Source organism: Marinobacter mangrovi, from assembly GCF_016798325.1.
GTDB lineage: Bacteria > Pseudomonadota > Gammaproteobacteria > Pseudomonadales > Oleiphilaceae > Marinobacter_A > Marinobacter_A mangrovi.
The window spans coordinates 295,912-318,299 of sequence record NZ_JAERVO010000005.1 but is presented as its reverse complement, the minus strand read 5'-3'; the positions used below and the strand labels follow the sequence as shown (position 1 = coordinate 318,299).

32 protein-coding genes and 1 pseudogene are annotated in these 22,388 nt (G+C 58.8%); 25 read left to right on the top strand and 8 right to left on the bottom strand.

Features of this window, described 5'->3' with window-relative positions:
* Positions 1-5 precede the first annotated feature (5 nt).
* The 18 genes and pseudogenes from JL474_RS16375 (at position 6) to JL474_RS16295 (ending at position 9,074) form a co-directional block, all read left to right on the top strand.
* The gene (locus JL474_RS16375; protein ID WP_203142918.1) at positions 6-326 is read left to right on the top strand and encodes a low molecular weight protein tyrosine phosphatase family protein; all 321 of its coding nucleotides are present in this window, start codon (positions 6-8) and stop codon (positions 324-326) included.
* Between the two features lie 103 nt (positions 327-429).
* Positions 430-771 (top strand): hypothetical protein, encoded by a 342-nt coding sequence (locus JL474_RS16370; protein ID WP_203142917.1) that lies wholly within the window; start codon positions 430-432, stop codon positions 769-771.
* Between the two features lie 95 nt (positions 772-866).
* The gene (locus JL474_RS16365; RefSeq protein ID WP_203142916.1) at positions 867-1,139 is read left to right on the top strand and encodes a hypothetical protein; all 273 of its coding nucleotides are present in this window, start codon (positions 867-869) and stop codon (positions 1,137-1,139) included.
* Between the two features lie 109 nt (positions 1,140-1,248).
* Positions 1,249-1,758, top strand: coding sequence for a hypothetical protein (locus JL474_RS16360; protein WP_203142915.1), 510 nt, complete (start codon positions 1,249-1,251; stop codon positions 1,756-1,758).
* Positions 1,759-1,854: 96 nt separating this feature from the next.
* Positions 1,855-2,298 carry a hypothetical protein gene (locus tag JL474_RS16355; protein WP_203142914.1) on the top strand — a complete coding sequence of 148 codons (444 nt, stop codon included), beginning with the start codon at positions 1,855-1,857 and terminating at the stop codon, positions 2,296-2,298.
* 83 nt (positions 2,299-2,381) lie between these two features.
* Positions 2,382-2,744 (top strand): 2OG-Fe(II) oxygenase, encoded by a 363-nt coding sequence (locus tag JL474_RS16350; RefSeq protein ID WP_236012306.1) that lies wholly within the window; start codon positions 2,382-2,384, stop codon positions 2,742-2,744.
* 99 nt (positions 2,745-2,843) lie between these two features.
* Entirely contained in the window at positions 2,844-3,236 is a 393-nt protein-coding gene (locus JL474_RS16345) for a contact-dependent growth inhibition system immunity protein (protein ID WP_203142913.1), read from the top strand.
* A gap of 119 nt (positions 3,237-3,355) precedes the next feature.
* Positions 3,356-3,715, top strand: a complete 360-nt coding sequence (locus JL474_RS16340) for a VOC family protein (RefSeq protein ID WP_203142912.1) — start codon at positions 3,356-3,358, stop codon at positions 3,713-3,715.
* A 473-nt stretch (positions 3,716-4,188) separates the two neighbouring features.
* The gene (locus tag JL474_RS16335) at positions 4,189-4,581 is read left to right on the top strand and encodes a hypothetical protein (RefSeq protein ID WP_203142911.1); all 393 of its coding nucleotides are present in this window, start codon (positions 4,189-4,191) and stop codon (positions 4,579-4,581) included.
* Positions 4,582-4,748: 167 nt separating this feature from the next.
* Positions 4,749-5,087 (top strand): DUF2750 domain-containing protein, encoded by a 339-nt coding sequence (locus JL474_RS16330; protein ID WP_203142910.1) that lies wholly within the window; start codon positions 4,749-4,751, stop codon positions 5,085-5,087.
* 104 nt (positions 5,088-5,191) lie between these two features.
* Positions 5,192-5,539 (top strand): DUF3024 domain-containing protein, encoded by a 348-nt coding sequence (locus JL474_RS16325; protein WP_203142909.1) that lies wholly within the window; start codon positions 5,192-5,194, stop codon positions 5,537-5,539.
* 172 nt (positions 5,540-5,711) lie between these two features.
* Positions 5,712-5,873: pseudogene (locus JL474_RS21795) on the top strand (IS1182 family transposase); the annotation flags it as partial.
* Between the two features lie 232 nt (positions 5,874-6,105).
* Positions 6,106-6,312, top strand: coding sequence for a ParD-like family protein (locus JL474_RS16320; RefSeq protein ID WP_203142908.1), 207 nt, complete (start codon positions 6,106-6,108; stop codon positions 6,310-6,312).
* Positions 6,305-7,078 carry a type I methionyl aminopeptidase gene (gene map / locus JL474_RS16315; protein WP_203142907.1) on the top strand — a complete coding sequence of 258 codons (774 nt, stop codon included), beginning with the start codon at positions 6,305-6,307 and terminating at the stop codon, positions 7,076-7,078. Before JL474_RS16320 ends, map begins: the two co-directional genes overlap by 8 nt.
* 171 nt (positions 7,079-7,249) lie before the next feature.
* Entirely contained in the window at positions 7,250-7,627 is a 378-nt protein-coding gene (locus JL474_RS16310) for a nuclear transport factor 2 family protein (RefSeq protein ID WP_203142906.1), read from the top strand.
* Positions 7,628-7,728: 101 nt separating this feature from the next.
* A complete protein-coding gene (locus JL474_RS16305; RefSeq protein ID WP_203142905.1) occupies positions 7,729-8,160 on the top strand; it encodes an SgcJ/EcaC family oxidoreductase in 432 nt (143 codons plus the stop codon).
* A 29-nt stretch (positions 8,161-8,189) separates the two neighbouring features.
* The gene (locus JL474_RS16300; RefSeq protein WP_203142904.1) at positions 8,190-8,522 is read left to right on the top strand and encodes a YnfA family protein; all 333 of its coding nucleotides are present in this window, start codon (positions 8,190-8,192) and stop codon (positions 8,520-8,522) included.
* 153 nt (positions 8,523-8,675) lie between these two features.
* Complete coding sequence (locus tag JL474_RS16295; protein ID WP_203142903.1) at positions 8,676-9,074, top strand: GFA family protein; 399 nt, start codon at positions 8,676-8,678, stop codon at positions 9,072-9,074.
* A 25-nt stretch (positions 9,075-9,099) separates the two neighbouring features.
* Here JL474_RS16295 and JL474_RS16290 read toward each other — a convergent pair whose 3' ends face one another.
* Complete coding sequence (locus tag JL474_RS16290) at positions 9,100-10,083, bottom strand: zinc-dependent alcohol dehydrogenase family protein (RefSeq protein WP_203142902.1); 984 nt, start codon at positions 10,081-10,083, stop codon at positions 9,100-9,102.
* Between the two features lie 145 nt (positions 10,084-10,228).
* Here JL474_RS16290 and JL474_RS16285 point away from each other — a divergent pair, with 145 nt between their 5' ends.
* Positions 10,229-10,453, top strand: coding sequence for a hypothetical protein (locus JL474_RS16285; RefSeq protein WP_203142901.1), 225 nt, complete (start codon positions 10,229-10,231; stop codon positions 10,451-10,453).
* Here JL474_RS16285 and JL474_RS16280 read toward each other — a convergent pair.
* Positions 10,450-10,890: an RrF2 family transcriptional regulator gene (locus tag JL474_RS16280; RefSeq protein WP_123636496.1), complete on the bottom strand. Its 441-nt coding sequence runs from the start codon at positions 10,888-10,890 to the stop codon at positions 10,450-10,452. The two genes, JL474_RS16285 and JL474_RS16280, sit on opposite strands and share 4 nt — an antisense overlap.
* A 157-nt stretch (positions 10,891-11,047) precedes the next feature.
* Between JL474_RS16280 and hmpA the strand changes: the two genes are divergently transcribed.
* From hmpA to JL474_RS16250, 6 genes are all read left to right on the top strand, one after another.
* Positions 11,048-12,271 (top strand): NO-inducible flavohemoprotein, encoded by a 1,224-nt coding sequence (gene hmpA, locus JL474_RS16275; protein WP_203142900.1) that lies wholly within the window; start codon positions 11,048-11,050, stop codon positions 12,269-12,271.
* Between the two features lie 255 nt (positions 12,272-12,526).
* Positions 12,527-13,546 (top strand): branched-chain amino acid aminotransferase, encoded by a 1,020-nt coding sequence (locus tag JL474_RS16270; RefSeq protein ID WP_203142899.1) that lies wholly within the window; start codon positions 12,527-12,529, stop codon positions 13,544-13,546.
* Positions 13,547-13,707: 161 nt separating this feature from the next.
* Positions 13,708-14,496, top strand: coding sequence for a sulfotransferase family 2 domain-containing protein (locus JL474_RS16265; RefSeq protein ID WP_123636499.1), 789 nt, complete (start codon positions 13,708-13,710; stop codon positions 14,494-14,496).
* A gap of 35 nt (positions 14,497-14,531) precedes the next feature.
* Positions 14,532-14,747: a hypothetical protein gene (locus JL474_RS16260; RefSeq protein WP_203142898.1), complete on the top strand. Its 216-nt coding sequence runs from the start codon at positions 14,532-14,534 to the stop codon at positions 14,745-14,747.
* Positions 14,748-14,775: 28 nt separating this feature from the next.
* Positions 14,776-15,234 carry a protein tyrosine phosphatase family protein gene (locus tag JL474_RS16255; protein WP_203142897.1) on the top strand — a complete coding sequence of 153 codons (459 nt, stop codon included), beginning with the start codon at positions 14,776-14,778 and terminating at the stop codon, positions 15,232-15,234.
* A gap of 103 nt (positions 15,235-15,337) precedes the next feature.
* Positions 15,338-16,102: a substrate-binding periplasmic protein gene (locus JL474_RS16250; RefSeq protein WP_203142896.1), complete on the top strand. Its 765-nt coding sequence runs from the start codon at positions 15,338-15,340 to the stop codon at positions 16,100-16,102.
* Here the strand turns inward: JL474_RS16250 and JL474_RS16245 are convergent, their stop codons facing one another.
* The 6 genes from JL474_RS16245 to JL474_RS16220 form a co-directional block, all read right to left on the bottom strand.
* Positions 16,103-16,906 carry a PaaX family transcriptional regulator C-terminal domain-containing protein gene (locus JL474_RS16245; RefSeq protein WP_203142895.1) on the bottom strand — a complete coding sequence of 268 codons (804 nt, stop codon included), beginning with the start codon at positions 16,904-16,906 and terminating at the stop codon, positions 16,103-16,105. It abuts the gene before it with no gap.
* A gap of 96 nt (positions 16,907-17,002) precedes the next feature.
* Complete coding sequence (locus JL474_RS16240) at positions 17,003-18,040, bottom strand: threonine aldolase family protein (RefSeq protein WP_203142894.1); 1,038 nt, start codon at positions 18,038-18,040, stop codon at positions 17,003-17,005.
* A gap of 28 nt (positions 18,041-18,068) precedes the next feature.
* The gene (gene pepQ / locus JL474_RS16235) at positions 18,069-19,364 is read right to left on the bottom strand and encodes a Xaa-Pro dipeptidase (protein ID WP_203142893.1); all 1,296 of its coding nucleotides are present in this window, start codon (positions 19,362-19,364) and stop codon (positions 18,069-18,071) included.
* On the bottom strand, positions 19,357-20,271 hold the full coding sequence (locus JL474_RS16230) for a LysR family transcriptional regulator (protein ID WP_123636505.1): 915 nt from the start codon (positions 20,269-20,271) through the stop codon (positions 19,357-19,359). The genes pepQ and JL474_RS16230 overlap by 8 nt, the downstream gene beginning before the upstream one ends.
* Before the next feature lie 100 nt (positions 20,272-20,371).
* Positions 20,372-21,391: an ABC transporter ATP-binding protein gene (locus JL474_RS16225; protein WP_203142892.1), complete on the bottom strand. Its 1,020-nt coding sequence runs from the start codon at positions 21,389-21,391 to the stop codon at positions 20,372-20,374.
* Positions 21,388-22,386: an ABC transporter ATP-binding protein gene (locus JL474_RS16220; protein ID WP_203142891.1), complete on the bottom strand. Its 999-nt coding sequence runs from the start codon at positions 22,384-22,386 to the stop codon at positions 21,388-21,390. Before JL474_RS16220 ends, JL474_RS16225 begins: the two co-directional genes overlap by 4 nt.
* Positions 22,387-22,388 lie beyond the last annotated feature (2 nt).

The window sequence follows — 22,388 nt, the reverse complement described above, 5'->3', positions numbered from 1 at the left end:
GGAAAATGATTAAAGTTCTATTTGTGTGCAGTCAAAACAAGCTTCGCTCCCCGACTGCGGAGGCGGTTTTTTGCAATGATGCGAACCTAGAGGTTCGGTCGGCGGGCTTGAACAATGATGCTGAGATTCCCCTGGGAGTTGAAGATGTCGAGTGGGCTGAGATCATTTTTGTGATGGAGAGCGCCCATAAACGGAAGTTGCGAAAAAGATTCAGAGAGCATCTAAAAGATCAAAAAGTGGTTTGCTTGGGAATTCCGGACAACTATGAATACATGGACCCGGAGTTGGTTAAGATCTTAAAAACCAGCATTCCGCAGTTTTTGTAGCAAACACTTAACAATCCGCTGCAGCCGACGCCCAAAGCGCGCGGCTGAGCTCTGCGTTAGAGGCTTGATCGATTCAATACACAAGAGGAAAACGTAGAAAATTATGGATATTGCTAGTGCGATTTCGATGGGAATGGGGGGACTTCCCTTATTTTTCGTTGTTCTTCTATATAAAGAAGCAAAGCCAAAATATCACGGTCTCTGGATTTTCGGCATTTTGATTATCGCCATCGCAGGGATGCTGGCTGGAAGCTTAGATATATTGGAGCATTTTATAAGTGAAAAGCTGGCGGCAGGCAGTGAAAAAGAGGTCCTAAAGGAAGCTCAGCATACTGTAGGCGTTTGGATTTATATAGGTCCAGCGGTAATCGCTGCAATTGGGGCAAATCTGGTTACTGAATTCATCCTGACAGACAAGTCGAGCCTTTCTGCCTCTAACAAGTAGTTGCAGTACGTTCCGGCCCTAACGGGCCTCCACCGGACCGGTATTCCGGCGCGTTGCGCCTCCAAACCGGCCGCTGAACATTGGCGTTAAATGCCATGAAGAAAATACTGCCGCATATCGAAATCGGACTAGATCAATACGGGGCTGTTGCAGTCAGCGTAGAGGACTATGAGCTTTTCGATTTTATTGACTACTATGTCACCGAAGAGTGTGACCTAGATTGGCAAGACAAGACTGTGAAGGAAGCTGCAAAGGGTGAGGTACACACTATGTACTTTAATCCAAAGCTTTCACTAGCCGAAGTGGAAGTCGCGTTGTTAAAGCTTGATCCTGAAGAAGTCGAAAAAATATATGCTATTAACAACTGAGCAAGCGTCAACCAGGGCATTTAACAAGGTGGTCAACGGGACGCCAACTACGCTGCGCTCCGTTGTCGCCCATTACCACTGGCGTTATATTTTCTGAAGAGGGCGTTGCATGCAGGAGGCTTTAAACCCCTACATCCATGAACTCAACGGCTACTTGTTATGTCTTTCTCGCTTGGCCGGTCGTGGTTATTCTTTCGGGGCACATGCGTACGTAGTGGATGCCGACGTTGACTCTTTTGTGAGTGAGGTTGTCGCCACTTGGAGCAAAGGTGATGAATATATTCCTGCATCTGAGTTTCGGTACGTTGGCAAATCGATCATTGAATACGGTGAACTTCAGTCAGAGATCACGAGGTACGTAATGCATGGCCTCCTCGGTCCCGGAAAACTTTCGGAGGCTGGAAGAAGCGCTGTGGCAGGAGTGATTTTAGAAGACATTATCGAATATTACGGCTTAGCATCTACGTCGATAAATCCGGAGGGGGTTTTTCATCCCCCCATAAAAAGGACTGTTCACAGACTCGACATCAAAAACGAAAACTACGAGAGCTGTCTGTTTTTTGTACTCCAGATCGAAGATATATATGTTCTAACTGGGCTTTGTAAGAAAAAAATATAACAAGTGCAGGCACGGCGACGCCCATTACATTGCGCCTTCGGCTCCATTCCATGGGCGCGCATGCTGCAAGCGTTAACTTTATAATCGAGCTTGAGAATGTCCTTAGATATTGAGAAACAGAAAGAACGGTTTAATTCCTTCCGCGAGGAAAGGCTTCCCGTCCTTCACGATTTCTCGAAAGGACTAGGCTTTCAAGATCCACATGAGATTCTGATCAATCCTGAGAAATTCTTGCAGCCGATAAGTTCGTGGCTGTCGGACCAGGAAATCTCTGCTGAATCTAAGAACTGGATAACTGTCCGCATAGGCTATTTCTTAGGGGAGCTATTCGTGGAAAGGCACGGGGGTTGTTGGAGTGTTTGCCAAGCTCCTAGCTCCAGATACTATGGCCATTTCGTAGTTGGTGAGTTCTCGTCATTCGACAATGCGAATGCACTCTTTGACCCAATGGAAGCCGCCTTTGTGCTCACAAGCCAGCCTAAAGGCCGCTCGTTAGTCGAAATTGTCAAGGAAATTGAGGATTCCCTCAGTGGTCTGTGAAAAAGTTAACAAATGCAGGCAAGGGACGCTCCTGACGTCGCGCCCCTGCTGCATGCGCTATCTGTAATCAGGGATCACCGAAGTTGAGTATCAAGAAATTTCTTTCCCGTCTTTTCCGCTGGGAGAAAGGCCGGCAAAACACGGGATACGACAAGATGCTCTTAGGGGGCGGTCTCTGGCCGAACCGTTTTGATGTTTATCTGCTTCGATTTCGTGAGGGGCAGGGTATACCGCCCCATGTTGATCAAGTTAATAGCGGAGAGCATTACCGATTAAATTTAGTGCTAAAGCAGCCAAAGTCTGGTGGGCAGTTTCGTTGCATCAATCCGATTTTTGATAGTTCACGCGTCAAATTTTTTCGATCTGATGTTTCTGAGCATTCGGTCGCGCCAGTCAAGCAAGGGACACGTTATGTTCTCAGTATTGGATGGGTCAAAAATACATAACAAAGCCATTAAGGTTGTTCCGGGCCTGCGGCCCTCCACCGGACGCCCTTGTCAGGGCGCTGCTTATAGCTGGCGTTATGGGTTCAAAGGAAGACTGTGGTGGATCGCACCAAATCAATCGAAGAATTAGAAGGCGAGGTGTGGCCCGCGCCAGAATTAGAGTCCCACGTAGTTGTGGAAAACCACCGGTTAAGAAAAGTGCCCCTAGAAAACTTGTCCGTGGAAGATCTTCGGCTTCTTGTCGGGCAAAAGGTGAGCTTGGAATATACGGTCCCACTTGCCCTTGAGTTTCTGGAAGAGAATCCATTAGCTGCGGGCGCAATGTATCGTGGGGACCTATTGGCCAACGTATTAAACTTGCCTGACGGTTTCTGGCAATCACACCCAGAGCTGAATAATCGGTTGGTGGAAATAAAATATGAGCTGGAAATAGTGGCCGAGACTATAGCGAAAGAGTTGTTATCTTCTATCAGTTCGTTCGAGTTTCGGTGAATGCCCCATAACCAGGCGTTCCAGTTCGTTCCAGGCCTGACGGCCTTCCACCGGGCCGCCTTAAAGCTGTGCTTCAAGTCGTCCGCTGAACATTGATGTTATGCATCAAGGAGGAAGCTGTGAAAGAGACCGGAAAGATCAATTATGTTGAGATTCCCGCCAAGGATCTTGAAGCCACGAAAAGGTTCTTTGGTGATGCATTTGGGTGGACGTTTGTAGACTATGGTTCAGAGTACGTAGCGATCGAGAACGCGGGACTGGATGGTGGATTCTTCAAGTCAGACAATGTGGCCACAACTGATGCTGGAAGTGTATTGGTCGTCCTTTTCAGCACTGACTTGGAAGTAACTCTCGAGCAAGTAGAGTTGTCTGGCGGAAAAATCGTCAAAGATATTTTCCCGTTCCCGGGTGGTCGCCGTTTTCATTTCAGTGATCCAAATGGCAATGAATATGCCGTCTGGTCAGAGCCAAATGCATAACCATCGCAGGCACGGCGACGTCTTTTCCATTGCGGCTTCGCCTCCATTCCAAAGTCGCGCATACTGCGGGCGTTAAATCAAAGTAGATGACGGACTATATCTTTATCACGATCTTCATCGGGTGCTCTCTTTGGCCTGTTACGACAGCCTTTCGAATTAGGGCTGAGTTTCGAAAACATGGTTATGAGATGAAGGCTAGCCCACTTTGGTCATGGACGAACTTCAGCACCTTTTGGAACGAGGCTAAACAACGTAACAAGCGCTGTAAAAATTCTGCTATTTCCAGGCAGCTAGAGTTTTATGGGCTGTGGTGGGTGATTGTGGCTGTGGTCACGTTGTTCGCACTGGTCGCGATCATTTTTTAACTAATAGTTCCAGTTTGTTCCGGGCCAAAGGGCCCTCCACCGGATGCCCTTTTCGCTACGCTGCAAGGGCACCGCTGAACAAAAGCGTTAGTTGGTGTCTATCCCACAATGAAATTATCTGAGGTGATTACGGCGCTTGGAAGTGCTCCAGCCGATTCGGATGTAAGTTGCCGAATCACAAATTTGAGTCGGGTATCTCGTATCTACGTTGTAGGTCAGGTTCGGCCAGATATTCCCGGGGCGATCTTGGGCGATCGCGAGCCTGAGCTACGGGAAAAGAGGGTTGGTGATTTAGTTGATGAACTAGGAAGATTCGGTGACAACTTTGCCAATGCCGATTTCTTGCTGAAGCAGGCACAAGAGATTAGTGATACAGCATATGAACTTAGATATTTTGCTGTTACCGGAGTCTCTGTTGAGCCCAACTGTGTATTTCTGGTCGCATCGGGATCTGAGCTTTTAGATTTACGGGAGGAGCATGAAGAGCCGAACTTGGAGTAACCCAACTAACCAGTCAGGTCAGTGGTGGACTTCCCCCAGTCGAGTGGACACGCATCGATAACTCCGGGCCTGACGGCCCTCCACCGGACCGCCTTTCCGCTGCGCTCCAAGGCGGTCGCTTATTTTCGGCGTTACGTTTCGTCGTCGACAATGCATCGAGTATTTGAATGAGTGTAGAAATCATCGGTGATCGCGAATTTATCACCTCTGTTCAGGAGCAAGACGGTGTTTGGGTGCTAATGGCAGGCCAATCGCTTTATGCTCTCCCAACTGAGGGTGGCAGGGATCTTCCTGTTTGGTCGTCAGCAGAAAAAGCAGAAGTGTTCGCCGAGAGTTTGAACCAAAGAGGGCTGTCCCCGGTGTTCGTACCGATGAGCAATTTCCTGGGTGCCGCCTGGTTGGGTTCGTCGAGCTTACAAATCGTCGATGTTTTGGCTTCACCCCGCTATGGCCAAGAGTCTCTCACCTACACAGCCGAAGAACTCCGTGCCAGACTCAAAACGTAACAATGCCATTAAGTCTGTTCCGGGCCGATGACCCTCCACCGGACGTCCCTGTCGGGCCGCCGCTTATGGCTGGCGTTATGTGGGCGTTCCCTTAGAGAATCCATATGGCATTCAGTGAGTTTGAATCAAAGAAAATTGAGCGGGCAGCTTCAGAGTTTCTGGAAAATCGGAGGCCGCCAGTCGAGATCCGACCCAAGTTAGATATGGACGTTCGGGTGTCTGGCCAAAGCGTGCAAATTGTCGAGATCCGACCTCATTTCCGGGAACCGTCCACGATCATTGAATCACCCGTAGCAAAAGCTACCTACGTCAAGAAAGCGCAGCGCTGGAAAATCTACTGTATGCGTAGCGATCTGAAGTGGCATTCGTACACGCCAGAACCTGAGTCACGATCCATCGAGGAATTCTTTGCTATCGTGAATGCCGATGAGAATGGCTGTTTCTTCGGGTAGCACATAACCAGGTGCTGTAGTACGCGGCCTGTGGCCGCCGGACGCCCTTTTCATTGCGGCTTAGCCTTCACGACAGGGGCGCCGCTAAGCTCAGCGTTGAGGCTGCAGAAAAAGTCCCGGAATCGTCATTTGGCAGCCTGACTGATCGCGGGCCGACAAGAACCCGTTTCCCATGCCCCGCTTCAAGCACTGTAGCTACCATCAACATGCGATGGTCGTGGTCAACGGCCGGGAGCAGCGTTTCGAACATGCGGTGCACTAGCTGATCTGTCATCAGTTGGATCTCTCCGTCTTCCACTCCAAGTACCGCAACGAACGCACCTGCCGAGTGGCCTGCGTACAGTGCGGCACTTCACGACGCCGGCTGGTTCGTCAGGGGTCATACCGATGAGATCAAGGCGTTCGCGCAGGTGGTGACACCGCGCCAGGAAGAGCCACTGAAAAGGCTTTGGGGAACGACTCGGGATTGGGTTTTTCTGCAGCCTCGTTACATTCAAATTGACCAACTTCCCATTCCTTTAGCGGGTGATATATGATTCGTATACATTTCATATATCGGGGTTGCTATGGGAATTGTCAAAATTGACGACGAACTCCATGGGGAGATTCGCAAGGCCAGTGCAGTAATGGTGCGCTCTATCAATGCGCAGGCTGAGTATTGGATCAAAATAGGCATGCTTGCAGAGGCGAATCCCACTATGTCTTTCTCTGACATCATGCGCGACCAAATGAAGCTGGCGGAAGTTGATATAAGGAAGGCTGTGGGTGGGTAGTATCAATCTGAAAAGTGCTGAAGAATTGAGCGTAATGCGGGAGTCTGGTCGGCTTCTGGCAACGGTTTTTGATTACCTCGATGGCTTTATCGAGGCGGGTATCTCTACGATGGAGATCAATGATCTGGCGGAAAGGTACATCGTCGATCAACTGCATGCCCGTCCAGCGAGTAAAGGGCAGTACGGGTATCAGTATGTATTGAATAGCTCTGTAAACCGCGTTGTATGCCACGGTGTCCCTTCAAGCACTCAGACGCTGAAATCCGGCGACATCATCAACGTTGATATCACGTTAGAGAAAGGCGGGTTTATAGCGGACTCCAGCAAAATGTACATGATCGGCACCGTGACTCCGGTCGCCAAGCGTTTGGTCGATAAAACCTACGAGGCAATGTGGGAAGGAATTCGTCGTGTAAAGCCTGGCTCAACCCTCGGTGATGTTGGCCATGCTATTCAGAGCCACGCCCACAAACACGGCTATTCTGTCGTTCGCGAGTATTGTGGGCATGGAATTGGGCGTGAAATGCATGAGGAACCACAGGTTCTGCATTATGGCCAACCGGGTAAAGGTTTAGTGCTGCAAGAAGGGATGGTGTTTACCATAGAGCCGATGATTAATCAGGGTAAGGCCAAGGTTAAGCTGAAGAAAGACGGTTGGACGGTCGTCACCAGCGATAAGAAATTATCTGCTCAGTGGGAGCATACCATCGCCGTTACTTCTGATGGTTACGAGGTGCTGACGCTTAGAGCCGAAGAGCGATTATAACCATCGCAGGCACGACGATGTGGACTTCCCCCCAGCGCCGAAAAATAATGCCCAAAGACTCGTTGTCATCCCCCCACTTCTGGTATACACGTGAAACGGATGCCGGAGTTTTGTAGCATTCACCTGAATCCAGACGTCCAAACCGCCCCCCACAGGAAGTGGAGTCCACCTATGCAGCCAAAAGACATCGTGGCGCAGTTTATCGCCGATATTCAGGCCCAGCGTTTCGATGAGGCGAAGGCCCTGCTTGTTGATCAGGGGTTCGAGTATGTCGGGCCGAACATGCACTTGCTCAGCCGCGACGACATGCTGGCCTATCAGTTCGGCATGGCGGCCATCCAGAAAGATCTGATCGTGCGCCAGCTCAGTGCTGACGATGATCACGTCTTCGCGATCCTGGATTACCAGACCTATTTCGAGCCCATCGGGGATGTGCGACTGGCGGTCTGGTTCCGCGTCCGGAACGATAAAATCCAGACCGTTGAAACCTTCTACAACGCCGCGGTGGTCGAGAACATGCTGGGCGGCAATCTTCCTTCTGCCGAGTAACGGAAAGGCCACCACGAATTCCCCGATGCTCTCCAGAATTCGCAACCGTACAGTCCGCGCTTCTTTTCCGCTCCGCCACAAAAAGAATCAAGGCGCCGTCCATGTCCATGACCCGAATCGAGCAACCCGAAGATGTACCTGCCGCATTCCAGGCGGCCTGGAATGCCCACGATATGGCCGCTTTTGGTCGCCTGTTTGATGACGATGCCACGTTCGTCAATCGCTTCGGTCACTATGTCCGGGGCGTTGAGGCGATCGTGGCGATGCATACCCCGATTCACAGCACCATCTACAGCGACTCGACGCTGTCCAATGAGCTGATCGACGTGGTTCCAATTGCGGAGGGCGCGGTCGTGATCCATTTTTGGAGCCGTCTGTCGGCCGGGGCGGCTCACCCTGCTGGACCACATCAGGTCGATACGCTGATCCTCGCTGTCCTGAAGAAGCAGGACGAGCAGTGGCTTATCAAAGCGCTTGAAAATGTGACGCTGACGAATCCTCGAACGGGCGAGGTGGTGTTGCGAGGTCAGTAACACCGGCATGACTCACGGGAGACTCGTTTTTGACTGAACTAAAGACACTCGGCCTCTTCCTGGTCACCGCCGTGGCGGAAATCGTGGGCTGTTATCTGCCGTATCTGTGGCTGCGCGAGGGTAAGACGGCCTGGCTGCTGGTGCCGGGCGCGTTGAGTCTGGCGGCTTTTGCGTGGCTGTTGTCGCTTCATCCGACCGCAGCCGGTCGGGTGTATGCGGCTTACGGGGGCGTCTACATCTTTGTCGCCATCCTGTGGCTATGGGCGGTGGATGGCATCCGGCCAACGGTGTGGGATCTGGTGGGTTCCGGCGTGGCTCTGGCGGGTATGGCCATCATCATGTTTGCGCCCCGGGACTCCTGACGATTCGTTCCGAGCGGAGTAAACCCGTGAAAGCGGTTATTCAGGAAGAAGCCACCGGCTGCGGTATAGCGGTCTGTGCCGCCTTGGCCAGCGTCAACTACGCGCAAGCGAAACAGGATTGATTCATACCACATTCGACAAGGAGAAACGTCGATGATCCATAAAGGCAGCTGCCTCTGCGGGGGTGTGACCTACGACATCCGCGGTGAACTGACGGATGTACTGAACTGCCATTGCTCCATGTGCCGTAAACTGCACGCCTCGGCGTTTCGCACGCGGGCGAAGGTGAATGCGGCGGACTGGACGACGTTGACCGGCGCGGAGTTGATCACGTTCTTTGAATCGTCGCCTGGCGAGCACAAGGGATTCTGCTCGCGCTGCGGTTCCAGCCTGTATACCCGCTTTGATGAGCATCCTGACATCTACGGCTTCCCGCTGGGAACGCTGGATACGGACCCGGTCGTCAAAGCGGAGCGCCATGTGTTCGTGGGGAGCAAGGCGCCGTGGTTCGACATCACCGACGATTTGCCGCAAGCCGCTGAATACGATTGAGGCCGAACGGGTCGGCTGAGGCCCATCACAGCGTCAGGACGGCGGAGCCATTGAAGCGCCCGGCTCGCAAATCATCCAGTGCCTCGTTCGCCCGCTCCAGGGAGTAGGTGTGGACGGTGGTCTCCACCGGAATCCGGGCCGCGAGGGGCAGGAAGGCTTCGCCGTCGCGCCGGGTCAGGTTGGCGATGGAACAGAGTTCCCGCTCGCCCCAGAGCAGGTCGTAAGGGAACGACGGGATGTCGGACATGTGGATGCCGGCGCAGACGACGCGACCGCCCTTGCGCACGGTGTGCAAAGCGTCGGGCACCAGCTCGCCCGCCGGGGCGAAGATGATGGCGCCGTCCAGAAGGTGTGGGGGCGTCATGGAGGCATCCCCGACCCAGGTCGCACCGAGGGACAGGGCGAAGGATTTTGCCTCGGTATCCCCCGGCCGGGTGAAGGCGTAGACGGCCTGGCCGGCATGGCGGGCCACCTGGATCAGGATGTGGGCCGCCGAGCCAAAACCGTACAGGCCGATGTGCCGGGCATCGCTGATTCGCCGGTAGGCGCGGTAGCCGATCAGGCCGGCGCAGAGCAACGGCGCGGCCTGTTGGTCACTGAAGCCGTCGGGAATCGGGAAGCAGTAGCTGGCATCGGCGACGGTGTATTCGGCGAAGCCGCCGTTGATCTGGTAACCGGTGTAGCGGGCATTGTCGCAGAGGTTTTCCCGGTCGCTCTGGCAATAATCGCAGTGACCGCAACTGCCGCCCAGCCAGGGCACGCCGATACGCTGGCCCACTTCGAAGCCGCTTACGTTGCGGCCGGTTTTGGAAACGATGCCGACGATCTGGTGTCCGGGAATCAGCGGCAGCGCCGGCTCGGTCAGGTCGGCATCCACCACGTGGAGGTCGGTCCGGCAGATGCCGCAGGCCGTCACGCGGATCTGCACCTGATGGTCGTCGGGTTCCGGGATCGGAACGTCCTCAAGGCGGAGGGGTTGGCGTTGCTGATGGAGGACCATGGCACGCATGGGTGGCGCTTCCTGCAGGCTGAAGGTGAGTCATCAGCCTAACGCCGGTGGGCGATGGGGATATTGCCCAGGATCAATCTGACGGCCGGTTGCCCGATGGCGGTCGATTTTTCATACTTGGGTTTCCAACCGCGAGGGCAGGCCCATGGAGTATCAGGACGAACGTGATTTTATCCCCGATGTGCGCGATGGGCTGAACCGCGTGGAACGGCTGATTCTCTACGTGCTCAGCGAGACCCAGAAGGAGCTGGGCGGGCGCAACGTGCCCACGGCCATGCTCTATGGCCGGGTGGTCGAGCACATCAATATGAGTGAAGCCGAACTGCATGTGTTTCTTGATCGGCTCGGCGTCAAAGGCAGTACCTTCTAGCTCGCCGCCTGTTTCGCCAGCAGTCCCCGCAATTCCTGCCGGTTTTCTACCACATCCGACAGCACGTACCGGTCCAGCACGTCGATAAACGCCTGCAGTGCTTCCCCCAGCACGCCTTTGAGGGCGCAGCCGGGTTCGATGGGGCAGGTGGAATTCGGCCCGAAGCATTCCAGTAGCCGCAGGTTCTCTGTCTTGCGGACCACTTCTCCGATGTTGATCTCGTTGGGCGCCCGGGTGAGTTCCAGTCCGCCGCCCCGGCCTCGCTGACTCTTCAGGTAACCCAACTGCACCAGGGTGCGGGCCACCTTGGCCACGTGGTTGGCGGAAATCCCGTAATGCAGCGCGACATCCTGCACGGTGGCCGGCTCGGCATCCGTACGCACCGCCATGTAGATGAGCAGGCGTAGGGAGTAATCAGTATGCGCGGTGAGTTGCATGCCTATTGACCTTTCATAATTTGGTAAATAATATGCCTATTTAAAGAGGTAAGTAAAATACCACTTTAAGCGCCGCGTCCGAATCGCGATCGCTTTGGTGTCCTTGAAACTTGTGTCCTTGAAACCGCGTGCTTTTGATCCAGAAAGGAGATCGGCCATGCTCAGCCCCGCCACCATCGATGTCATCAAACAGACCGTGCCTGTCCTGCAGGAACACGGCGAAACCCTGACCCGCCATTTCTACCAGCGGATGTTCACCCACAACCCGGAGGTGAAGGCGTTCTTCAATCCGGCCCACCAACAGGCCGGCACCCAGCAGCGGGCCCTGGCCGGGGCAATCTGCGCCTACGCCCAGCACATCGACAACCCGGCGGCCCTGGCCGGTGCGGTGGAACTGATCGCCCAGAAACACGCGTCCCTGGGGATCAAGGCGGAGCACTATCCGATCGTGGGTGAGAACCTGCTGGCGTCCATCCGCGAGGTATTGGGTGAGGCGGCCACCGACGACATCATCAACGCCTGGGGCGAAGCCTATGGCGTGCTGGCGGATCTCTTCATCCAGCGCGAAGGCCAGATTTATCAGCAGCAGGAAGACACCTACGGTTGGGAAGGCTTCAAGCCGTTCCTCGTGGAGAAGCGTGAGCGGTGCAGCGACAACATCGAGTCCTTCTACCTGTGCCCGGCGGACGGCAGCAAGCTGGCGATGCACCAGCCCGGCCAGTACCTCACTGTGCGGATTCCGCTGGCGGACGGCACGACCACCATGCGCAACTACAGCGTTTCCAACATGCCGGGTGAGCCCTGGTTCCGCATCAGCGTCAAACGCGAAACGGGTGATGGCGCGGGCCTGCCGGACGGTGTGGTGTCCAGCTACCTGCACGACAAACTGCGCACCGGTGACAGCATCGAAGTGGCACCGCCGGCCGGCGAGTTCACCCTGGAACTGCCGCAGGAAGCCGACAAGCCGCTGGTCTTCGTGGCCGGTGGCGTGGGCATCACCCCGCTGATGTCCATGCTGCAGGTGGCGCTGGACGAATCCCCGGCCCAGCGGCCGATCGTCTTTATCCAGGCGGCCCTGAACGGCGCGGTCCAGCCCTTTGCGACCGAGCTTGAGGCGCTGGAGAAGCGGTATGACAACCTCACCCTGCACGTGCGTTTCAGCGAGCCGCAGGCCGGTGAGCGGGTGGCCGGCCGCTGCGACAGTGAGGGCTTTGTGGATAACGCTTTGCTGGATGAACTGGTGGGCGGTGAAAAGGCGGCCTGGTACTTCTGCGGTCCGACGCCGATGCTCCAGCATATGCGTCAGCTGCTGAAGCAACGTGGCGTGGCGGACGAAGATCAGCACTTCGAGTTCTTCGGCCCGGCCAAAGCCCTCGACTGAGGGACGAACCGGACACGTCTCCCTCCCAAGCCGGGCCGCTGCGATCCCGCGGCTGCCCGGCGTCCTCTCCCGATGCGGTACAGTTTCCTGTTTTTTGACGAAAAGATCATTTCCCAAATCAACTGTACCGGTCCCGATTTTGAATCTGTCTCTGTGCGGTTTGCGCTGCAGGTGGTATTTTGAACAGTTCCCCCGGCCTGTCTTGTAACCCGCCGGGTGGGTCTCGCCACGCCACCGTTTTATGAGGACAGATTGATGGAAGAGGTTGCTCCCGAAACCGCAACAGCCAAGACCGCCGCACCGTTCGGCACCGCGTTCACCAGCCAGATGACCCTGGCGCGTTACAGCGACGGTCAGTGGCAGGGCGTGGAAACCGTACCGGTGGGCCCGTTGCCCCTGCATCCGGCATCGCACGTGCTGCATTACGGGAGTACCTGTTTCGAAGGCCTGAAGGCGTATCGCATGCCGGACGGCGAAATCAAGATTTTCCGTCTCGACCAGCACATTGCCCGCTTCCAGCGCAGTGCCGCCCTGTTGTGCCTGCCACAGCCGCCGGCGGACATGATGGAAGCCATGATCCGCGAGGTGGTGGCCCTGGGACACGACGTTATTCCTGATGCGCCGGGTGCGCTGTACCTGCGCCCGACGTTGATCGGCACCGAGGAGAACATCGGCGCGGCCGGTGCGCCGTCGGCGGAAGCGATGGTGTACGTGCTGGCCTCGCCGGTGGGGGAATACTTCGCTGGCGGCCGGGGCCTGAACATCCTGATCGAGGATCAGGAAATGCGCAGCACGCCGGGCTTCGGCCAGGCCAAAACCGGCGGCAATTACGCCTCGGCCCTGCGACACGTGATGCGTGCGAAGAAGGAATTCAGTGCCGACCAGGTCCTGTTCTGCCCCAACGGCGACGTCCAGGAAACCGGCGCCTCCAACTTCTTCCTGATCGACGACAACCGGCTGCTCACCAAGCCGCTGGATCCGTCCTTCCTGCACGGCATCACCCGGGACTCGGTGATCACCCTGGCGCGGGACCTGGGCTACGAGGTCATCGAGCGCGACTTCACCGTGGATGAGATCAAGGACTGGATCCGCACCGGCGAGGCGGCCCTGTCCGGCACCGCGGCGGTACTCTCCGGCGTTGGCGCCTTTATTCACGGCGGTGAGCGCTATCAGGTGGGCGACGGTGGCGTCGGTCCCAACACCCGCAAGCTGAGCGAAGCCCTGCGTGCGCTGCAATCCGGTCGCACCCCGGATCGTTTCGGCTGGCTCAGCTAAAAGTCGCATAACCCGCTAGCGCGGGCGTCCAATCTGCAGACAAAGTGGCCGTGTCGTCCCTGACCACACTGGTCACACTGGTTTGCGCCGCTATCCTTGGCGGTGTGGGCAGGGGAGAGCGTGTTCTCCCTTGTTCATCCGCCAGATAGGGAGATTGGGCCATGAAACACGACATCTGGGAGAAACTGCCCTCCCACCTGTATTTGCAACTCAAACGCTGGGACTACCGCCTGAAGGCAAAGGAAGCCTTCGAGACGGAACAGCAGCGGCGCACCACCGTGACCGAGGACGGCTTTTCCTACCGGTCATTCGACGAACAGCAGGCGATCTTCGTACACATCCCCAAGTGTGCCGGCGACGCCATCAACCAGTGCCTGTTCGGCAACCGGGGTGGGGGCTACACCACGCTGGAGCAGTACCTCAACATCTTCGAACCCCGCTGCATCGCCGACTACTTCAAGTTCACCTTTGTCCGCAATCCCTGGGATCGGTTGGTGTCAGCTTACTTTTACCTGAAGCGCGGCGGTGCCGGTGAGCAGGACCGCCACTGGTATGAAGACCACCTGAGCGGCTACGCCGACTTTGACGAGTTTGTGCGTCACTGGCTGACCCGCCGGCAGGTGCGCCAATGGCATCACTTCACGCCGCAGTACTACTACATGCTGGATCGGCGTGAGAAAGTGCGCCTGGACTTTGTCGGCTTTGTCGAGAATATCGAGGCCGATTTTGCCTACGTTGCCGACCGCATCGGGGTGGATGCCCGGCTGAGCGAAGCCGCCACCAGGCATCACGCGGATTACCGGGATTACTACACGCCCCAGACCCGCGACATCGTTGCCGAAGTCTATGCGGAGGATATAAGGTTGCTCGGGTACAGTTTTGACAACGGCAACCTGCCCCAGCAGATCGCCAGTCGGGACAGCGGCCGGATCTACACGTTGCGTTCCTGAGGCACGATGGCGCTGGTGGCTAACCGGAGTGCGCCATGGCGATGAGCCTGAATGAAGTGGGACTGATCGCTGCTGCCTGCATGCTGATCGGCGGCGGTTTGAGTTTTTACCTGGGGCGGCGCAAGACCCGGACGCCGTTTCTTGTGGGCATCATCGGCACCTTTTTGTCGCTGATCCCGGTCCTGGGCCTGATCTATTTGGCGGTGCTCAGCGTGCGGCCGAATGTCAGCTCCGATAAACCGGCTGACTGACCCGCCAACCGATCACAGGGAGCCTGACGTGGATCGCATCTTCAATTTCGTGCCACTCACCGAGCATTTCGGGACCGCGGGTCAGCCCACGCCGGAGCAGTTTGCACTGATCGCGCGCCATGGCTACACCACGGTCATCAACCTGGCCATGCCGGACCATCCCCGGGCCCTGACCAACGAAGGGGAGTTGGTCACCCGTGAAGGCATGACCTACCTGCACCTGCCGGTGCCATTCGATGCGCCGCAACCCAGCCATGTGCGCCGATTCTGCCGGCTGTTGCAGGCCCTGCGCGCTGACGATCCGCAGCAGAGGATCTTCATTCACTGCATCATGAATTACCGGGTGTCGGCGTTTATGACCCATTATCTGCGTCTGGTGGAAGACTATGACGCCGAGGCGGCCCGCTCGCCCCTGTTCGGGCAGTGGCAACCCAATGCGACCTGGCAGGCTCTGCTGGCCTGGGATCGGGACGACATGGGGCTGTGACCGTTGTCCTAACGGGGGGCCGGTATACGACTGAAGGCCAGCGTCGCATCCGTCAGCAGGCTGTTAAGATGACCGGGACGCTATCCAACCGAGGCCCTGATCCATGGCGATTCCTGATGCTTTACATCGCCGCTTGCGGGCGGCTGTTGCCGGTCTGTGCCTGCTGGGCGCCAGCAGTCTGGCCTCGGCGGAATCGCTGCGTCTGGTGACCGAAGCCTGGCCGCCGTTGGTGGATCAGCGGGATGGTCGGCCCAGCGGTCCGCTCTGGTCGGTGACCGAGGCGGTGTTCGAGCGCATGGGTTACGACTCCCAGTTGGTGTTCGTTCCCTGGAAGCGGGCGCTGGATCTGGTGGCCCGCAATCGCGCCGATGCGGTGGTCGGAGCTGGCAAGACGGAGGATCGGGTGCGCCTGTTCCAGTACCCGGACGAGCCCCTGGCCAACAGCGAAACCACTCTGTTTTCCAACCGCAAAGAGCCTGTGCAATTCACCGACTTTGATGCGCTGGCTGGCAAGACCATCGCCCTGTCGTCGGGGTATTCCTACACCCCGGAAATCTGGTCGGCACCGGGGGTGACACGGGAAGAGGTGCGCGATATCCGGTCCGGCCTGCAGATGGTGGCGCTGGGGCGCGTCGATGCGTTTGTTGCTAACCGGCAGGTGGGCTGGTACGAGGCCAATCGGCTGGGGCTGGCGGACAAGCTGACGGCCTCCCGCAAGCCCATCAGCGAGGGGCCGGTCTACCTGATGTTTTCGCCGGAGACGCCGACCTCGTTCGTCCAGGACTTCAATCAGGCGCTGACGGCCTTTCGCCAGACGGCGGACTATCGACGCCTGATGGCCGATTTTTCGGCTCCGGAAGCGGAATAATCAGGCGGGCGCCGTGGCCCCGGAGCTGAGGTGATAGAGCCGGCGCCAGATGGCGTGGCCGGTCTGGTCGAAGGCGAGCAGGGTATCCACAAAGGTCTGGCGGGCGGTGGTGTCGATCATCGGTGCCGGCAATAACGGGTCGAACACGATCTGACGAATGGCCCGATCGCCGATCACAAACGACTCCCGGGCCGCAGCGTCGGGCTCCAGCCGGTCGGCCTTGTCCAGCCACTTTTTCAGGCGGCTGGCGGAATCCCGGTAACGCTGTTCCAGGGCGTTGGTGTCCCAGAGGCGCTGGGTGAGCCCGGCGTGGTGGTCGTCCAGGTCACTGAGCAGGAACACCGGAGCGCTGCTTTCCAGCCCCAGTCGATAGAGCCGCTCACGAATGCCGGTCACGCCGCCGCTCAGGTTATCCGGCCGGATAAACAGATCCCGGCTCAATTCCCGGAACCCGCTCATCTCCAGCGCCCGGTTGCGCCGGCGCAGGGCCGGTTTGTCGCTGCGGCCCAGTCCGCCCAGGTGCGCGCCGATCCAGTGACCGCTCCAGTTTTCCAGACGCTGCAGGGCGGTGCGCCAGCGACGCAGGTCGTCCGTGAGTTGGTGGGCGCGGTCGGTGAGCTGGTATTGGCCGCGACCACAGGATTCGATCAAGCCGTCGCCTGACAGTCGGGTCAGGGCCACCCGGGTACTGTTGCTGGTGACCCCGAACAGGGCGCACATGCTGATGGCATCCCGAACCTGCAGGACATCTTCATCCATGGCGGTCATCAGGTTCATGATCAGGCGCTGGGGTTTGGGCTTCACGGGACTTCCTCTCCGGTCCAGAAGGCATTCCTGGCGCCGCGCATCCGGGCGCCGGGTCCGCAGATTAACATGGCGGCCCCGGTCGCTGTACCGACGTCAGCGATGGCGCATGACATCGCCGATGTCGTGGACCAGCTGATCCACCCGCTCCAGGGTGCTGGACCAGGAGCAGACAAAGCGGGCGGCACCACCGATAAAGGTGTAGAAGTGCCAGCCCCGGGCCCGCAGGGCGGTCTGGACGTCTTCCGGCAGCTCCACGAAAACGGCGTTGGATTGCCGCGGGAAGCACAGTTCCAGTCCGTCGATCTGGCGGATGCCGGCTTCCAGGCGTTCGGCGCAGGCGTTGGCGTGGGCCGCGTTTTTCAGCCAGGTGTCGTTTTCCAGCAGGCCGCACCAGGGCGCGGAGATGAAGCGCATCTTCGAGGCCAGTTGTCCGGCCTGCTTGCAGCGCCACTCGAAGTCCTCGGCCAGCTGGCGGTTGAAGAACAGGATCGCCTCGCCCACCGCCAGACCGTTCTTGGTGCCGGAGAAACACAGCACGTCGACCCCCGCTTTCCAGGTGATCTCGGCCGGGGTGGCGTCCAGCGCGGCAGCCGCATTGGCAAAGCGGGCGCCGTCCATGTGGATACGCAGCCCGTAGCGGTCGGCAACTTCGCGAATCGCCTTGAGTTCCTCGATGCTGTACAGCGTGCCCACTTCGGTGGACTGGGTGAGGGTGATCACCCGCGGCTTGGGGTAGTGGATGTCCGTGCGCCGGGTCACCATGCGCTCGATGCTCTCGGGCGTCAGCTTGCCGTTGGGGCCGTCGCCCACCAGCAGTTTGGAGCCGTTGGAGGCGTATTCCGGCCCGCCACACTCGTCGGTTTCCACATGGGCCAGTTCGTGGCAGATCACGCTGTGGAACGACTGGCACATGGCGGCCAGGCTCAGGGAGTTGGCGGCCGTGCCGTTGAACACGAAGAACACCTCGCAGTCCGACTCGAACGTCTCGCGCAGGCGGTCCGCCGCCATCTGTGTCCATGGATCCTCGCCGTAGGCACTGGCGTCGCGCTCGTTGGCGCGGGCCATGTAATCCACGGCCTCGGGGCAGATTCCGGCGTAGTTATCACTGGCGAACTGTTCGTGGTGCGGCATGGGGCTCCTCATGGCGACAATGTCCGGTTCAGACGGGCAGGTGAGTGCGGGTCAGGTTGCGGGCGCCGGCTTCAGTGACCAGCACGTTGTCCTCAATGCGGATACCGCCACAGCCTCGCAGCTCGTCGATCAGGCTCCGGTTCAGGTACTGGCCGTCGGCGCTGTCCAGCAGCGGATCGAGCAGGGACGGGATGAAGTAGAGACCGGGTTCGATGGTCACCACCATACCCGGCTTCAGGCTGTGCGTCAGTCGGAGAAAAGGCGCATGCTCGGGCGCCGGGCGCGGCTTGCCGGCCACGTCGTGCACCTGGATGCCGAGGAAGTGGCCCAGGCCATGGGGGAAGAAGGCGCGGGTGATGCCCTTGGCCACCATGGCGTCGTCGTCGATGTCCTGGACCAGTTCGCTGGCCTTGAGCAGCGCCGCCAGGCCCCGGTGGGCGCGCTGGTGCAGCTCGATGTAATCCACACCGGGGGCGACCGCATCACACAGGCGCTTCTGCAGGCTTTCCAGGCCGGCGATCAGGGCGCCGAACCGGTTCTCGCCGGGCGCGGCGGTGGTGCGGGTGATGTCCGAGCAGTAGCCGCGGTAGCGCGCGCCGGCGTCGATCAGCAGGCTGCGAGGGCGCCGGGGTGTGAGGCTGTCGTAATGCTGGTAATGCAGCGTGCCGGCGTGTTCGTTGAGGCCGATGATGCTGTGGTACGGCGCCCGGGTTTCCCGTTGGCCGGTGGCCTGCTGGTAGGCCAGGTTGATGTCGAACTCGCTGGCGCCGGCCATGAAGGCGTCGCGGGCGGCGTTGTGGCCGCGGGCGGCGATGGCGCTGGCCTGATCCATACAGGCGACTTCATAGGCCGTCTTGATCACCCGCAGGTTGTCCAGGGCGGCCAGCAGGCTGGGCGGGTTGGCGTCGCCCGGCGCGCTTTGGATCTGCGTTGGGTCGCCGATCACGGCCAGGCGATCGGGATAGGGGATGTCGGGGGCCTCGATACCGGCCTGACCGGTCACCTCGATCAACCGGGTCCAGCCCTCGTTCGGAACCGGTGTGACGGCATGCCAGAAGTCCACCGGGGTATGCAGCCACAGGCGGACACGGCCGTCCTTCTCCACCAGCAGCCAGCTGTGCTCGACGTCGGACAGCCCGACCCAGTGAAGGAAATGGCCGTAGCCGTGGTGGTGATGGGCCTGATCGTCGGCGTAGCGCATCGGCGCCGCCCCTGAGCTGATCAGGACGGCGTCGTATCCCTGCTGGCTGAGGATGTCCGCGTAGGCGGACTGCAGGTGTTCGATGTGTTCCGCTTGCAGGGGGGCGAGGCGACTGTCAGGCATACTGTTTCACCAGTTCATTCCAGAGCGTGAGTGTGTCGTCGGCGCGGGGTTGGCGCAGACGGATGAGCCGGATATCCACGAACACATCCCAGGTGTCGTCGCCGGCCCGCACCAGCTGGCCGAAGTGTTCGCTTTTCTCGCCCATCCGGTAGGGCAGCCAGCCCATGCCAAACCCCTGTTTGACCAGGGCCTTGACGCTGGCGGAGTGCGTGTTTTCATTCAGCGGCAGCAGGTGCGCCTGGGGATCGGTGCGCCCCAGGTGCGACAGGATCGCCGACGCCAGGAAGCCGCGCGGGTGATAGGCGATCACCGGCACCGGCTGTTCCGGCGTCCCGGGCAGCGTGAAGCGGGGTTCGCCGCTGTCCTGGCTGATGGTGAAGGGCGTTACCCGCTCCTTTTCCAGTGTCAGCCACTCGTAGCGCGCCGGATTCAGCCGGCTGCTCCAGGGCAGGTTGTCGTGCCAGTAGCACAGCACCATGTCCACTTCGCCGTTATCCAGCGCATCCAGGAAATCCTCGCCCACCCAGTTGGTGGACTTGAGGTTGATCTCCAGCCGGTCGCGCATCCCGGTGCGCTCCACCCACCCGGAAAAGAAATGGGAGAACAGGCCCTGGGTGGAGCCGACGCTGATACGGGTCGCGGCGTCGGCTTCCAGGGCCGTGATCTGGTCACGGGTGTCGCGCACGTCCCGGGTGATGCGCTCGCACATCTCCAGGAAGACGTCTCCCGCCGGAGTCAGCGACAACGGCAGGGTCTGGCGGTTGATGAGCGTGGTGCCCATCGCCTCTTCCAGCAGTTTGATGCGCCGGCTGAACGTCGGTTGGCTGACGTGCTGCATTTCCGCGGCACGCGAGAAATGCTGCGTCCGCGCCAGCGCCATAAAGTCTTCCAACCAGCGTACTTCCATGCCTCGATTACCTGATGTGTGTGTTCACTATCTTGCACCTCAACGATACGCGCCGTTGGCGGCATAACGATGAGTCACAGAACACTAATATAGACGGCCTCTACAAACGGCCTTCCTCGACGGCATGACACGCCACCTGCGCACCGCCATCGGTGGCAATCAGGTTGGGCACTTCAGTCCGGCAACGTTCATTGGCATAAGGGCAGCGACCGTGGAACACACAGCCCGACGGCAGGTTCACCGGCGTCGACACCTCGCCGTGCAGGCGAATATGGTTCGGGCGGTCGTCCTCCAGCCGCGGAATGGCCGACAGCAGCGCCTGGGTGTACGGGTGGCGCGGACTGTCGAACAACGTCTTGGTGTCCGCCAGTTCGCACACCGTGCCCAGGTACATGACCGCCACGCGGGTGCCGAAGTGTTCGACCACCGACAGGTCGTGGGTGATGAACAGGTAGGTCAGCCCGCGATCTTCCTGGGCGTCCATCATCAGGTTCAGGACCTGGGCCTGGATGGATACGTCCAGAGCCGAGATGGGTTCGTCGGCGACGATGAATTCCGGATCCACCGCCAGGGCGCGCGCAATGGCGATGCGCTGGCGCTGGCCGCCGGAGAACTCGTGGCCGAAGCGTTTGCCCCAGTCTGGATCGATCCCGACCGACTGCATCACGTCGTAGACTTTGTCCTGCACGGTCTGGCGGTTCCAGTCCGGATGGTGGAAGCGGATCGGTTCCTCCAGGGTCTGCTGGATCGTCATGCGCGGATTCAGCGACGCGTAGGGGTTCTGGAAGATCATCTGCATCTTGCGGCGATAGGGCAATACGGTCTTGCCGTCAAGATCGTCGATGCGCTGGCCGTCGTAGTGGATCTCGCCGCCGGACGGCGACAGCAGCCCCATCACGGTGCGCGCGACGGTAGACTTGCCACAGCCGGACTCGCCCACCACACACAGGGCCTCGCCCTTCTGGACCTCCAGGTTAACGCCGTTGATGGCGTGCACGTATTCCTGGTGCCGGGTGAAACGGCCGTTGCGGAAGCGCAGCTGCTCCAGGAAGTTGCCGGACAGATCGAAGCGTTTCTCCAGATCCCGGATTTCGACTAACGGTTTTGCCGGGGCATTCATGACGTCATCTCCCGCTGTTGTTGCTCTTCCTCGATCAGCTTGCGCACCTCATGGCAGGCCACATCGACGTTGCCGGAGGTCACATACTCCGGCATCTCCTGCTTGCACAGATCGGTGGCGAACTGGCAGCGCGGATGGAACGGACACCCGGAGGGTATCCGGTTCAGCGAGGGCATGGCGCCCGGAATCTGATACAGGCGACGGCCTGGTTCCCCCATCTGCGGCAGGGCGTTGATCAGGCCCTGGGTGTAGGGATGCTGGGCGTCGTTGATGATTTCCTTGGTCGGGCCCTGTTCGATGATGCGCCCGGCGTACATGACCAGCATGTTCTGGGTGACCTGCGACACCACGCCCAGGTCGTGGGTGATCAGCATCAGGGCCACGTTGCGCTGTTCGCACAGCTCCAGCAGCAGGGCCATGATCTCCGCCTGGATGGTCACGTCCAGGGCGGTGGTCGGCTCATCGGCGATGATGATTTCCGGGTCCAGCAGCAGGGCGATGGCGATGATCACCCGCTGGCGCATTCCGCCGGACAGTTCGTGCGGATACTGGTCCAGCCGCTTGTCCGGTGACGGGATCTGCACCTGCTTGAGCCGGTCCAGGGCGATCTGCCGGGCGGCCCTGGTGCTGATGCGCCGGTGCGCCTTGAGCGCCTCGACCATCTGGTTGCCGATGGTCAGCACCGGGTTCAGGGTCATCATCGGGTCCTGGAAAATCATGGCGATGCGGTTGCCGCGGATCTTGCGCAGCTCGCGGTCGCTCATGGCCGCCAGGTTCTTGCCTTCGAACAGGATTTCGCCGCCGGCGATGTAGCCGGGACGGGCGATCAGGTTGAGGATGGAGAAGGCCGCGACGGATTTACCGGCGCCGGATTCCCCCACCAGACCCAGCCGTTCGCCCTTGTCCAGGGAGAAGCTGATCTTGCGCAGGGCCTTGAGGTCGCCGCCACGCACCGCGAAGCGGACATCGAGATTTTTAACTTCCAGCAGTGCCATGG